The sequence below is a fragment of the Candidatus Nitrososphaera gargensis Ga9.2 genome (assembly GCF_000303155.1).
Classification (GTDB): domain Archaea; phylum Thermoproteota; class Nitrososphaeria; order Nitrososphaerales; family Nitrososphaeraceae; genus Nitrososphaera; species Nitrososphaera gargensis.
In genome coordinates, this window is record NC_018719.1 from 952,572 (window position 1) to 965,228 (window position 12,657).

13 protein-coding genes and 1 tRNA gene are annotated in these 12,657 nt (G+C 51.1%); 12 read left to right on the forward strand and 2 right to left on the reverse strand.

The annotated features are described in order from the left end of the window. Positions 1 to 51: 51 nt before the first annotated feature. The 3 genes from NGAR_RS05600 to NGAR_RS05610 are packed head-to-tail and all read left to right on the forward strand — an operon-like array spanning position 52 to position 1,517. Positions 52 to 282: a CbtB domain-containing protein gene (locus NGAR_RS05600; protein ID WP_015018703.1), complete on the forward strand. Its 231-nt coding sequence runs from the start codon at positions 52 to 54 to the stop codon at positions 280 to 282. A 15-nt stretch (positions 283 to 297) separates the two neighbouring features. Beyond that, complete coding sequence (locus NGAR_RS05605; RefSeq protein ID WP_015018704.1) at positions 298 to 1,026, forward strand: CbtA family protein; 729 nt, start codon at positions 298 to 300, stop codon at positions 1,024 to 1,026. Positions 1,027 to 1,076: 50 nt separating this feature from the next. Then, the gene (locus tag NGAR_RS05610) at positions 1,077 to 1,517 is read left to right on the forward strand and encodes a hypothetical protein (protein WP_015018705.1); all 441 of its coding nucleotides are present in this window, start codon (positions 1,077 to 1,079) and stop codon (positions 1,515 to 1,517) included. Here the strand turns inward: NGAR_RS05610 and NGAR_RS18370 are convergent. Beyond that, positions 1,514 to 3,118 carry a hypothetical protein gene (locus NGAR_RS18370; RefSeq protein WP_015018706.1) on the reverse strand — a complete coding sequence of 535 codons (1,605 nt, stop codon included), beginning with the start codon at positions 3,116 to 3,118 and terminating at the stop codon, positions 1,514 to 1,516. The two genes, NGAR_RS05610 and NGAR_RS18370, sit on opposite strands and share 4 nt — an antisense overlap. 88 nt (positions 3,119 to 3,206) lie before the next feature. Between NGAR_RS18370 and NGAR_RS05620 the strand changes: the two genes are divergently transcribed. From NGAR_RS05620 to NGAR_RS05650, 7 genes are all read left to right on the forward strand, one after another. Beyond that, positions 3,207 to 3,623 carry a type II toxin-antitoxin system RatA family toxin gene (locus tag NGAR_RS05620; protein ID WP_148681040.1) on the forward strand — a complete coding sequence of 139 codons (417 nt, stop codon included), beginning with the start codon at positions 3,207 to 3,209 and terminating at the stop codon, positions 3,621 to 3,623. A gap of 31 nt (positions 3,624 to 3,654) precedes the next feature. Further along, positions 3,655 to 4,878 carry a glycosyltransferase gene (locus tag NGAR_RS05625; RefSeq protein WP_015018708.1) on the forward strand — a complete coding sequence of 408 codons (1,224 nt, stop codon included), beginning with the start codon at positions 3,655 to 3,657 and terminating at the stop codon, positions 4,876 to 4,878. Positions 4,879 to 4,973: 95 nt separating this feature from the next. Continuing rightward, on the forward strand, positions 4,974 to 5,276 hold the full coding sequence (locus tag NGAR_RS05630) for a winged helix-turn-helix domain-containing protein (protein WP_015018709.1): 303 nt from the start codon (positions 4,974 to 4,976) through the stop codon (positions 5,274 to 5,276). 78 nt (positions 5,277 to 5,354) lie between these two features. Next, the gene (locus NGAR_RS05635; protein ID WP_015018710.1) at positions 5,355 to 6,557 is read left to right on the forward strand and encodes a S1C family serine protease; all 1,203 of its coding nucleotides are present in this window, start codon (positions 5,355 to 5,357) and stop codon (positions 6,555 to 6,557) included. 52 nt (positions 6,558 to 6,609) lie between these two features. After that, positions 6,610 to 7,788: a 7,8-didemethyl-8-hydroxy-5-deazariboflavin synthase CofG gene (cofG, locus tag NGAR_RS05640; RefSeq protein WP_015018711.1), complete on the forward strand. Its 1,179-nt coding sequence runs from the start codon at positions 6,610 to 6,612 to the stop codon at positions 7,786 to 7,788. Beyond that, positions 7,775 to 9,040, forward strand: a complete 1,266-nt coding sequence (cofH, locus tag NGAR_RS05645; protein WP_015018712.1) for a 5-amino-6-(D-ribitylamino)uracil--L-tyrosine 4-hydroxyphenyl transferase CofH — start codon at positions 7,775 to 7,777, stop codon at positions 9,038 to 9,040. Before cofG ends, cofH begins: the two co-directional genes overlap by 14 nt. A 149-nt stretch (positions 9,041 to 9,189) precedes the next feature. Further along, positions 9,190 to 10,290: a transcription initiation factor IIB gene (locus tag NGAR_RS05650; protein ID WP_015018713.1), complete on the forward strand. Its 1,101-nt coding sequence runs from the start codon at positions 9,190 to 9,192 to the stop codon at positions 10,288 to 10,290. Here the strand turns inward: NGAR_RS05650 and NGAR_RS05655 are convergent. After that, on the reverse strand, positions 10,267 to 10,959 hold the full coding sequence (locus tag NGAR_RS05655; protein WP_015018714.1) for a DUF7347 domain-containing protein: 693 nt from the start codon (positions 10,957 to 10,959) through the stop codon (positions 10,267 to 10,269). The genes NGAR_RS05650 and NGAR_RS05655 overlap by 24 nt on opposite strands. A 151-nt stretch (positions 10,960 to 11,110) precedes the next feature. Between NGAR_RS05655 and NGAR_RS05660 the strand changes: the two genes are divergently transcribed. After that, a complete protein-coding gene (locus NGAR_RS05660) occupies positions 11,111 to 12,424 on the forward strand; it encodes a hypothetical protein (protein WP_148681042.1) in 1,314 nt (437 codons plus the stop codon). Positions 12,425 to 12,495: 71 nt separating this feature from the next. Next, positions 12,496 to 12,632, forward strand: a tRNA-Trp gene (locus NGAR_RS05665). Positions 12,633 to 12,657: the final 25 nt, after the last annotated feature.

Consider the following 12,657-nt stretch of genomic DNA (forward strand, 5'->3'; position numbering starts at 1 on the left):
TGGATAAACCATCCGATTCTTTATATAACACCCACCAGTATCCGAGATGGAATGTCCCAAAGAAGCAATCAGATCACAAAAACATCTGCAGGCGTACCCAAGATGGCAGTTGGCATTCTGCTTGGAGTGCTTGCATTTGGAGTCTTTATGGTAGGATTTGACCAAGGCGAAGTTTTTGGCTTTACCGTGCCGGCAGACGGGAGCGGAGGCCAACCGGGAACAAACTGGGCCCATGAATTCTACCACGATATGAGGCATGCAGCAGGAATTCCGTGCCACTAACTTTTTCGATCTTTTATGAAAACTATTACTTTTATCGCCATCACCCTCATTTCAGGAGCGATCGCCGGGACGATCCTCGGAGCCGTCAATCAGGTTGTTGTCGAGCCGTACATCGAGCGCGCAATCGAGCTTGAAATGCAGAACGCTGCTCAGAATGGCGAAATAATCAACCCGATTGAGTTTGCGGCTTACCGGTTCTGGCAAAGGGGAGGTGAAGTTGCCGCCGGGACGATCCTCGGGCTGTCTTTGGGCTCGCTCTTTGGAATAGTGTTTGCCTACGGACGTGGCTCGGTTCCCGGCTCTAGCAACAAAAAGAAGGCGCTTGTTATCGCCGGCATCATGTGGTTTACCCTGTTCCTGATACCTGCTCTAAAGTACCCTGCAAACCCGCCTGCGGTAGGAGACCCAGACACAATCCTCTACAGACAGGGCCTTTACCTTGCGTTCCTTGCAATATCTGGATTTAGTGCACTAGGGCTTGCGTTTCTCTACCGAAGATTGGGCGCTACTATGAAGGCAAAGAAGGCGCTCATCCCTGCAATCTATGCTGTCATAATGGCCGGAACGTATTTTGCAATGCCGCCAAACCCAGACCCAATAAGCGCGCCAATGGATCTTGTCATCAGTTTTAGGATCGCTAGTGCATTCACCATAAGCATGTTCTGGGGATTGCTTGGCATAACGCTTGGCGCATTCTGGGACAAGCTCAGGCCGCACGAGACTGCTAGAATAAGCATGCGTTAAGAAAAAGGACTATGAATTTCTTTTTTATATAATAATAGCCAATACAGTACATGCCAAGAAGTCGGCCTGTAAAGGCCAATGAAATGCTCACTGCCGAGAAAGCTGCCGAAGCTGTCAAAGAAACGGCAAGGAGCGTCCGCGAAGCAGCCTCTGCCGCAAGAGATATCGTGAAAGTGTTTAGGGAGAGCGGTGCCGTTGAGGAGATAGCCAACGCGGCACGCGAAGCAGCCATTGCTGCGCGTGACACCACAGTAGAAATCAGAGATGCAGCAAGAGACGTGAACAAGACTGTTGCTGATACTACTGACATAGTAAGGGAGACTGCCGAGGTCGCACAGGACACGGCACAGGTTGTGGCAAAGGAACTGCCAAAACCAAGAATTTCTAGAAGAAAAGGCAGAACAGGGGCGGTGAAAAGACGTACTACAAAAGCGCGCAGACAGGTAAAACTAAAGGCTGCTAAAAAAGAAAGAAAAGGTAGAAGGAGTTAGAAGGAAGGGAGGACTCGCGTCCTTCTAGTGTAGAGCGTTCCGGCTAGGATAGTTACAGCAACCGATGCAAGAACTATAACTGCAAGCGGGAACTCGGGTGTGACTACTGCCCTTGCCACTTCGAGGTCTGTCTTGATCTCCTCTACATGTGCCTCGATTTCAGCTGCCGGCCTTCTGTCATCTATCATCTTTACAAGCTCTTCGCGTATGGCAAGCTCGATCTTTACCATCAGCTCCGGGTTGTCCTCTGCAATGTCTGGTTCAATGAACTCATAATTGTTCAGATATGCTTCATTTCTTGCTAGAGTCCTTGCCTGCTCATAATTTCCTGCCTTGTATTCTACCACTACCTCGTCAAGCAATAACTTGACAGTATCGATGTATTCCCATCCTCCCTTTTCCTCTACTGTCCCTCCTGTGGCACCCAAGATTTCTTCAAGCTCATGCTGCGCATGCGCAACAGTGTCTGCAACCTCTGTTGGGTCTTCCAAGCCTTCTACCATAGTCTTCAGGTTTGCGAGATCGGCTTCGACTTCTTGAGTCTCGTGCTCGGCTATCTCCATCAGCTCTGCCTTGTTCTGGTTGAAGGTTTCAGTGGCCTGTGAGAGGAACAGGACTGTTTCGTCATACTCTTCCTGATCGATAATCTGGCCGTTGCTGACTGCTGCAGAGTATTCTATCGTTACCAGCTGTAGCAGATCAATCATTCTGGATATGGCAGCGCCGATTCCCGTCGTCTCTTTTCCTTCATAGGCAAGGAGCAGCGTATTGATCTCTTCAGCTTCTTCCTGCATCTTGATCAAGTTGCCGTCTTGTGCGTATTCAGAGAACTCTTCAAGCTCGTGGAAGAGCGTAGCTTCCTGCTCTGCACCAAGCTTCTTCCTGACATCTGGTTGTATTGTGTAATAGTAGGCAATTCCCTCTATTGCAAACTTTTGGGCATTCGCATTGTCGGGTGGCTGCTTGCTCTGAGCCTCTATTGCTTCGGTTATCTCCTCCTTTACCTTGAGAAGGAACGTGGCGCGCAGGTCGTCAAGAATTACCGGCGAAAGTTTGGCAATCTTGGAAGGATCTGCTTCCAGCTCGGCCATGGCCTCTGACGCTTCAGACGGTGTCTGATCGTACTTGAACTTCTTGGTCATGACTGTGAACCATTCTGCAGCCTCTTCCACTTTCTCTTCAAGAAGCTCTTCTTCTATCTTTATGAAAGCGATCTTGTAGATGAGCTTGTCTGCATATTGCTTGTTTAGGGTGACCTCAAGAACGGTGCTGGATTCGACAGCCGCTTGCATATTTGCATAGGCAGTTTCTATAAGCTGTGCTGTTTCTGGAGCATGCTCTTCGGCTTCGTGTGCAAAGACCTGTTCATACTTGGCCTTTGCCTGCTCCAACTTTTCCAATGCGGTTTGTGTGGCTGTTGCATTCTTGCCTGTCAGCTTTTCAACTTCTCCAAGCAAGGTGTTGATTGTGTTCCATGAATCGCCCTTTGACTCGGCTTGCTGTTCTTGGGCGAATGCAGGTACTACTGCTACTGCAGCCGCCGCGATGGACGTTACTAAAATTGCAGCCATGATTATTGATGCTAGGCTGTGTATTCTCATAGTTAGGACAGCCTAATTAGGCTGTCCTAATATAAACTAACAGATTGCGAGATTGGCAAATATACCGCATACAGGTAAAAGCAAGGCGATGGTAACCATCAACGCAAGCCGGGAGGTGTCTGCGCCGCTGGACAAGGTGTGGAATATTGTCGCAGATGTCGACAATGAACCCCAGTACTGGCACGGCACCAAGACCGTGAAAAACATTAGCAAGAGCGGGAACACTATAGAACGCGAAGTCACGATTGCTTTCAAGGACTCTAAATGCCGCCAGACCGTGGTGCTTGACCCGAAAAAGTCGGTAGGGATAACGATAACAGAAGGCCCGCTCAAGGGCACCAAGGTGGTTACGCTTTCTCCAACAAGCGGAAACGGCACAAGGATCGACGTTGTCTGGGACATCAAGCTTGCAGGTTTCCTTGGAATGTTCACCGGCATGGTGAAAAAGCACATCGCGGAAGGGACTGAGGAAGCCTTGGAAAGGATTGCAAAAGCAGTCGAATAAATAGCCTATCTCTTGGTAGGTATATAACGCAATGGAGCTTGCCTTCACAGTCGCCAACCTTGTGATTACCGCGATTATGGCCGGCATCTTTGGCATGTGGGTATACTTTCTTGCATACATGACCAAGTCGTTCAAGAAGGCTCCGACCTTGGAGTCATTCGACCGCTCGGGCACAACCCACTCGCCCAAGGTCAGCGTTATCCTGCCTGCCAGAAACGAGGAGCGCTATATTGCACGCTGCCTTGACAGCCTGCTTGCGCAGGATTATCCTAATTTTGAGATAATCGCGATCAACGATTCGTCCACCGACAGGACAGGCGAAATAATGCAAGAGTATGCTGCCAAGGACTCTAGGGTGGTACATGTCAACGCGCCACCCAAGCCGGATGGGTGGGCCGGCAAGAATTGGGCCTGCTACGAGGGATACCTGCGGGCAAAAGGCGAAGTACTGCTGTTCACCGATGCTGACACCGAGCACTCGCCCTCTACAATGTCGCTTGCAATCGGGCAGCTGGTATCGCAGAACCTTGATGCTCTGACGGCCATACCACTGCTTATCTGCAACGATTTCTGGACAAAGATAACACTCCCTGCCCTTGAGACCTTTCTGCATACGCGCTTTTCACCCCTGCGCGTAAACGACCCGAACACCAAGACAGGCTATTTCTTCGGCAGCTTTTTTGTGATTACGCGGAGCACCTACGAGGCTGTCGGCACGCACAAGGGAGTTAGGCAAGAGCTAGTAGAAGACGGCGCCCTCGGCGGCAAGGTCAAGGAGCACAAGTTCAGGATGAAAATGGTCAGAGGCGAGAGTCAGATAAAGGCTGTGTGGGCGCGCGACCTGCAGACGCTGTGGGATGGCCTGCGCCGTCTCATGATGCCGATCTACTACCAGAACAGGTCAGGCGCTTACTTAATGGTCATAGCTGTTTTCTTTATCCTGTTTGCGCCATTCGCGCTTTTGCCATACTTGCCTGCTGCAGCTGCCGCCTCTGCCAACAATATCAATAACATTTCTTTCCAGCTCCTGCTTGGCATCCAGCTAGCAGCAATTGCATTGATATTTGTAGCAACAGCTGTCCAGTGCAAGCTTGGAGTGTTTGAAAGCCCACTGTACGCCCTTGCCTCGCCGCTGGGCGGCGCTCTGGTATCATTTGGCTTTCTGTCAGCAATAGTCGACGCCGGAAATGGAGGCACAGTGAGCTGGCGCGACAGGCAATATACTGTAAGCGAAAATCAGCATCCGATACACTAAGATTCTGTAGTACAAATCGGTGGAACGGCCGTTCCAAGCGCCTGAAACGCCACGCACCTAATCTATCATGGTGCCTGTTATAGGTGCAGAGAAATATGATGTCAGAACGCAAAAACAACAGGGGAAAAATCCAGATCATGGGCGACGTGCTGGAGCTCGCTACGTCGGGAATAAAAAAGACACACATCATGTACAAGGCAAACCTCAGCTACGAGCAGGTTCATCTTTATCTGAGCGAGCTGATTGAGAAAAACCTGATCGCGCAGGACACTTCGCAAAACGGAGTGGTGTACAGGACGACCGATAAGGGAAGAGAATTCTTGCTGTACTATACACGCATAGTAGAGTTCCTCGAAGAGCCGCGGGTTGAGCTGAGCACGCCCTACGTCAGGATGTAGCAAGAAGAAGCGTGCAACGCTCGTGATTTTTCATTCAGGCAAAACGTTATTAGATGTTGGAGTGATATTTCTATAGGATTGAACAAGGCGATTCTGGCTGCATCAATCGTTGTTGCTGCTGTCGCAATATTTTTTGTTTATTCGCAGTTTATAGATCTTGATTTTGGAGATGGTGGCGTGCCGATTATCAAAGATTTTGTACAGGTAAGCGAGAATGGAAAAGGAAGGGCCGACCTAGATGATAGCGCATTTCAGATCGGACAGGTAAGCACAGTGCAGGCTTCAAGCTCAGAGCTGAGCCTGCCAGACCTGTTTGCCAAGGTGGAAAAGTCTGTCGTGCAGATAACGGACAGCGACGAGACCAACCCTCTTGACTCGCGACTGGGCTCGGGATTTGTCTATGACACCAACGGGCACATCATTACCAACTACCATGTCGTAAACGGTGGAGGCAGGCTGGACGTGACATTCCTTGACGGCACGGTATACAGGGCCACACTGATAGGCTCAGACCCATTCACCGACCTTGCAGTCCTCTATGTGGAAGACGTGCCGAGGGAAAAACTGGTACCGCTGCCACTTGGCAACTCGTCCAACATAAGGGTCGGCGAGCAGGTGGCTGCAATTGGCAACCCCTTTGGGCTTTCAGGGTCCATGAGTGCCGGCATCGTCAGTGGAGTCGGCCGGCTGATACCGACGCAGGAAGCTGGCGGTTTCTCTATACCTGACGTTATCCAGACAGATGCTCCTATCAACCCAGGCAACTCGGGCGGCCCGTTGCTCAACATGAGGGGTGAAGTGATAGGCATCAACTCTGCCATATTTTCGACCACCGGCCAGTTCGCCGGCGTAGGCTTTGCAATCCCATCTGATACAATGACCAAGGTCGTGCCATCGCTTATCACCACCGGATCGTTCAAGCACCCGTGGCTTGGAGTGTCTGGCAGGGACATGACGCCGGGCATAGCCGACCGCCTGAACCTTGAAGAGCCACGCGGCTTTCTGGTGATGGAAGTTGTCGCCGGCAGCCCTGCGGAACAAGCCGGCATAAGGGGAGGCAATCAGGAAGTGGTAATAGACGGCGTGCCAGTCATGCTGGGAGGTGATGTAATTATCAGCATTGACGACAGGACTGTAAGGAAGATAGACGATATCTTGGTCTACTTGCAGAGGGACAAGGAAGTCGGTGACGAGCTAAAGCTGACCATCCTTCGCGATGGCCGAGAGATGAACGTCACTGCGGTACTGGCTGCAAGACCTAGCCAGCAAGAATCACCCTAGTCCTAGTAAAATCGTTTATTAGTAATGGGTCGCCTTCCATACATTATCATACTTGCTCACAAATCCTGCTATAGCCGAGATGCTCAACCGGGCCGTAGAATCCGGGGTAACAAAGCCGCAAGCGCACCAGCTGATGACCGAGTGCGACACGGACATGCTGGTCGCGATGGCTGGCAGGATACGGGATAGGACAAAACCAGGCGCAGTCACGTATTCAAGAAAAGTGTTCATCAATCTGGTTAACCTTTGCAGGGACACGTGCACCTATTGCACGTACAAGAAAGCGCCGAGTGATCCTCTGCTCTCCATGATGGGCCCACAACAGGTTCTTGCGGTGGCAGAGGCCGGCAAAAAGTTCAGGTGCACAGAAGCGCTCTTTGTCACAGGCGAGCGGCCAGAACAAAAGTACAGGCAGGCGAGTGCGTGGCTCCGCTCCCTTGGGCATTCATCGACCATTGAATATATTCGGGAAATGAGCGAGCTTGTGCTTGAAAAGACCGGCCTGCTTCCACACACAAACGCCGGCAGCATGACAAAAAAAGAAATGTCGATGCTAAAGGACACTAACGTGAGCCTCGGGGTCATGCTCGAGACATCAAGCGAGAGGCTGATGGGAAAGGGCATGCCGCACGAGAACGCGCCAAGCAAGAACCCCAAGGTGAGGATAAAGACGCTTGAAAGCGCAGGTGAGCTCAGAATACCAATGACGACCGGCCTTCTTGTGGGAATTGGAGAAACACAGGAAGAGCTGGTCGACTCGCTGTTTGTGATACGGCAGCTGCACGAAAAATACGGCCACATACAGGAAGTGATAATGCAGAACTTTGCCCCGAAGCCAGAGACTGGCATGGCACAATTCCCGCCGGCACCGTCAGAATACTTTATTCGCGCAGTTGCAATAGCGCGCATAGTCATGCCTGGCATGAATGTGCAGGTGCCACCAAATCTCAACCCTGATATCTTTGGCCGCTATATCGACGCCGGCATCAATGACTGGGGCGGCATATCGCCGGTCACAATTGACCACGTTAACCCCGAGTTCCCGTGGCCGTCGATCGAGTCAGTGCAGAAAGTGACTGAGGGCAAGGGGCACAGACTGAGGGCGCGACTTCCAGTGTACCCCGAGTTCCTTAAAGGTGGATTTATTACATCGGGGCGGCTTTTGCAGCAGATAAGCTTGATAGCCGACAGCTCGGGACTTGTAAGGGAGGATTATTATGTCAATGCTTGACTCTCTTTTGAAAAGGGCCGACCCTGTGGTCGCAGCTGCGCTTGAGCGGGCGCTGAGCGGCAAGGACATTTCAGTCGACGAGGCAGTCGCGCTCTTTGACTCGACAGGCCTTGAAATGAACCTTGCAGTGATGGTAGCAGACGAGCTCCGCAGGAGGACTGTGGGCGACGATGTCACCTACGTGATCAACAGGAACATCAACTTTACAAACGTCTGTATCAAGCAATGCGGCTTTTGCGCTTTCAGCAGGGACTTTAGGGAAGAGGAGGGTTACTTTTTGCCCACAGAGGAGATAGTGAGGAGGGCAAAGGAAGCAGCGGGCCTTGGCGCAACTGAAGTGTGCATTCAGGCCGGCCTTCCGCCAAAGATGGACGGCAACCTCTATGCCGACATTTGCAGGGCGGTCAAGAAAGAACTGCCGGACATGCACATCCACGCTTTTTCACCGGAAGAAGTGATGTACGGCGCGATAAGGTCTGAGACGCCGGTGCCAGAGTACCTGAAAGCATTGAAGGAAGCCGGCGTTGGAAGCCTACCAGGGACGGCAGCTGAAATCCTAGACCAGAGCCTGCGCGATATCATTTCGCCGGGCAGGATATCTGTGCAGGACTGGGTGGCGGTCATCAAACAGGCCCATACGCTTGGGATACCGACGACTTCGACCATAATGTATGGCCACGTGGAAACATCGCGCCACAAGGCAGAGCACATTGCGCTCTTGCGTGAGATCCAGAAAGAGACCCATGGCTTTACCGAATTTGTGCCGCTCAGCTTTGTCCATACTGAAGCGCCGATGTATAGCCACGGCACAGTGCCGAACATCCGAGCAGGTGCAGACGGCAACGAAGTGATCAAGATGCACGCTGTGGCAAGGATAATGCTGAACAACCACATACCAAACATACAGGTGTCTTGGGTCAAGGAAGGCGCAAGGATGTCGCAGCTGCTGCTTGCGGCCGGCGCGAACGATTTTGGGGGCACGCTGATAAACGAGAGTATCTCTACTGCGGCAGGCGCGCAACACGGCCAGCTGATGAAGCCAAAAGAGATAAGGCAGCTGATAAGGTCTGCCGGCAGGACACCGGTCCAACGCTCTACCACGTACAGGGTACTGAAGGTATTTTCAGACGAAAAGGAAGATGATCAGGAATCGGCGCTTGATAGCGCAGACGCATCGCAATTTGGATCGTATCACCAATTGATCAAGCTTGACAAATTCAGGTACAACAACAATAAGGATGCCAAAAAGTAAAAAGGATGTATTTAAGCCTGAACTAAGAGCTGCACTGTACAAAATTCTAAAACAACAAATCATTTACATGTAACTATATTTTGATATTTTTGATATTTCTAAAATCCTTTTGCACAGGCCTTTAAAGTCACCTATTGTTGTCTGTCCCTATGTTAGCTAGGCAAGAGCCAGACAGCCTCGACCTCTGCGTAGTTTGCAGCGGCCAGCTCATCTCCGATCCGGACACTGGGGAAGAAGTGTGCAGCAGTTGCGGCGTAGTAGCGCGCGAGAACTTGGAGCTGGCTGCAGAGCGGCGTGCATTCACACTGGAAGAGATGGATAAGCGGTACCGGACAGGTGAGCCGGCGTCGCTCATGATGTATGATATGGGGCTTTCAAGCTTTATCGATAACAAGAATATCGACGCAAACGGCAAGCAGATCCAAGGATACACTGAGATCGACAGGCTCCGGAGGCTCAATAAAATTACCGTGTCAAACAACTCAAAGACAAAGAACCTCAACAAGGCTATGAGGGAGATCCGTAGGATAACCGAGATCCTCGGCATCGGCACACCGGTTGCAGAGCGCGCCGCTTACATTTACCGCAAGGCCCTTGAAAAGGAGCTTATCAAAGGGCGATCAATAACAGGCATCGTCGCAGCGACGATATATATTGCCTGCAAGGATACCGGTACTCCTCGCTCGATACATGAAATACAGGAAGTGATCGGCAACGCCGACAGGAAGAACATCTCCTACTATTACAAGTTCCTGCTGCGCGAGATGAAGATCCATGTACCATTGCCTATGCCTTCAAACAGCATATCGAGAATTGCAGACAAGGCGCGCCTGTCTGAAAAGACAGTGAGAAAGGCGCTTGAAATACTAGCACTTGTTGGCGACAACGCAATGCTTTCGGGCAAGAACCCTGTCTCCCTTGCTGCCGCCTCGCTTTACCTTGCAACGATAGAGACAAGTGAGTACACGACGCAGCTCAGGATAGCGATAGCGGCAGACGTGAGTACCGTGACTGTCCGGAAAAGGTGTCTTGAGATGATACAGCTTGTAAAGGCGGCCAACTCGCAGCTTCTTCCAAAGTCAATAGAGAAAAGTCAAGAACTACTGGCAGAAGAACCCAAGACCGCAGCAGCTCAGCAGCTTCCAGTTGCAAGCTCTGCAACAGCTCATCAGCCGCCGGCCAAAAACGTCAAGGGGCTCTTTCTGGCAAGCAGGCAGGTTCCGCATCTACCTGATCTGCCAGTGCATTGAGTATGACGATCGCAGTGCATCCATTGAATTGTCAAAAGACTGGGCCGGCGCAGCTCCTGTGAACTGGGGGCTAGAAAACATCGCCAGCACGCTTGCAAACACGATCCCTAGGGCCAGCGCAGAGACTACCGTACCCCTATATCCAATGATCGGGTATGCGCGCCTGCCAAGCATCACAAATGACACCAAAAGCGCAACAGCAATTATCACGGATGCAGCGACGCCTGTGTTTACACCAGCAAAGACTGCTAGAACCTGCCAGCCACCAAGCACGCCAGCAGCCGCTGCAAATGCAAATATTGATGCCATTATGATGCCCGCAACGACATAATACTGGCGCATTCCATGACGCGTCTGTCTAACCATTTCTTCAGATCTACTTGAATCTTCTGGCTGCTGTACCTGCTCTTCTTTTTTGGGCGGGGCCAAGCCAGAATACTTTGGATCTGCTTCGCGCAAAAACTGCAAGCCTTCCTCGGTTATCATGTAGTGCTTCGAGTCTTTTGTGACATAGTTTCCCATGCGCTCAAGGTGGTAGTAGATCGAGCCGGTAGAAAGGCCGGTAGAAACCTTGATGTCAGAAAAGCCGGCTACGCCGTTCCGATCGGCTATTGCCCTGAGAATCTTTATCCTCGTCCTTCTGGCACGCAGTTGAGTCTCTCCTGTCACTGACTCTGATAGTCTGCAAAATTTTTTATCAATTTCGAAATGTGGTCGTAGAACAGTCATCCAGAAGATTGATCAAAGTTAATTGTTAAATGCAATTGCTGTGCAAGCTATATCGCTGACTGTTTTGATCCGTTACAGCTGGCTAGCTTGTGTGCTCTTCCTCTTGCTGCTGTACAGCCCCGTCTACGCGCAAGAACCAGAACCAGAGCCAGCATTTGCTAGCGCCCAGATAGGCAAGCGGACGGTGATATATCTGCCGGCCAACTGGACGACCTCTGCCACTGACGCAGAGCTGACCCTTACATCGTCGGTGCCGATGAAAAAGGTGACTTCCTCTGATTGGTGGAATGCAACAGTCGTCGAGGAGAACAAGGTTACCTTTAGGCTGCTAGAGAACGTGAACAGGTCGTCAATATTCTTGGTCCAGACAAACTCGACTGAAGCGAACTATGGCTACGAATTGACTCTCAACGGCACAAAATATACGGGTAAGATAGAAGCGCAAGCCCCAAAGGACAGCCAGTTTGCAAGATGGGTGGACCAGAAAGAAAATGCCGCAACGGCGTTTATCCCGGAGGCCTGGAGCGCAGACCTGCAGATAATCAGACCATACAAGTCAATGACAGGCTTTGTCTTTTTTGCAAGGGACAGCGAAAACACACTCGTCTACGTTTTCCAGCCTTTCATGCCGCTGCATCTGCTTCCAAACGATTCGCTCTGCGACTCTGAGCAGCAGCTTTGTTCTGGCTCAATATCTGCGGAGAAGGTAAGGGAAATGTCGCTTGGAAATGCCCCTCTGATTATTTCAGACATGAAAACTCCGGATCAGTATTTCGCAAGCGAGGTCCTGCCTGTACTTAGGAAGAACCTGCACTTGTACCGCGTAGAATCCGAGCAGATGGTTTATGCGCTATCGTATGAAAATAACAACTCTACTGAAATGATGCCTGCCCATAGTGTGCAGTACAGTTTCGACGTTGAGGGCAAAAGAATTGAGGGTAGGGCAATGATACTTACGCGCAACCACACTGCCGGCGACGTCGGCATCTGGAACGGCTTTATAGTAGGCGTCGAGTCTTCGCAGGAGAACTTTGGCGCGGCGATGCAGCAGGCGGCCGTTATGCTGTTAACGCTCCGCTTTGACGAAAAGTGGCTGGATAGCGAACAGAAGGTGTTACTCGACAATGCAAACGCAAGCGATGCGCTTGGTGCCATACCTGAGCTTATGGCAAACAGCACACTTGCCGACTTTAACGTCATTGTCCCTACCGCCGCGCACAAGATGGTGAGGACGTACAACAATACCGTAGTAGCAGGCTACATTGACAAGGACACCAAGCAGGAATTGCACCTGCCGCTGTTCCCAGATCTACAGCACTGGTACCTTGACGGCGACCAGCTGGTTGGCAGAAAGGTCGCACGGAACCCTATGAATCCGGCTTCTTCGCTTGAGCGAGTATCGTGATGATAAAATAACCTAGCAAGACTTATACAGACATTTCTATTCTATTCATAGCACGATGCCAACAACTTGGTGGGGTCGTAGCGAAGCCAGGCATCGCAACGGGCTCCAGATCTAACATACGAGGGCTAGGTTAGAAAAGAAACCCGTGGGTCAAGGGTTCAATTGATAGCGGTTAGCCACCGCGTCAGAACAGATCCCTTCGGCCCCACTCATCTTCATCAAAAATTTAGATT

Coding starts and splice junctions, on each gene's coding strand:
- NGAR_RS05630 (WP_015018709.1), top strand. CDS start 4,974: ATGATGTCAGAACGCAAAAACAACAGGGGAAAAATCCAGATCATGGGC.
- NGAR_RS05600 (WP_015018703.1), top strand. CDS start 52: ATGTCCCAAAGAAGCAATCAGATCACAAAAACATCTGCAGGCGTACCC.
- NGAR_RS05650 (WP_015018713.1), top strand. CDS start 9,190: ATGTTAGCTAGGCAAGAGCCAGACAGCCTCGACCTCTGCGTAGTTTGC.
- NGAR_RS05620 (WP_148681040.1), top strand. CDS start 3,207: ATGGTAACCATCAACGCAAGCCGGGAGGTGTCTGCGCCGCTGGACAAG.
- NGAR_RS05625 (WP_015018708.1), top strand. CDS start 3,655: ATGGAGCTTGCCTTCACAGTCGCCAACCTTGTGATTACCGCGATTATG.
- cofH (WP_015018712.1), top strand. CDS start 7,775: ATGTCAATGCTTGACTCTCTTTTGAAAAGGGCCGACCCTGTGGTCGCA.
- NGAR_RS05610 (WP_015018705.1), top strand. CDS start 1,077: ATGCCAAGAAGTCGGCCTGTAAAGGCCAATGAAATGCTCACTGCCGAG.
- NGAR_RS18370 (WP_015018706.1), bottom strand. CDS start 3,118: ATGAGAATACACAGCCTAGCATCAATAATCATGGCTGCAATTTTAGTA.
- NGAR_RS05605 (WP_015018704.1), top strand. CDS start 298: ATGAAAACTATTACTTTTATCGCCATCACCCTCATTTCAGGAGCGATC.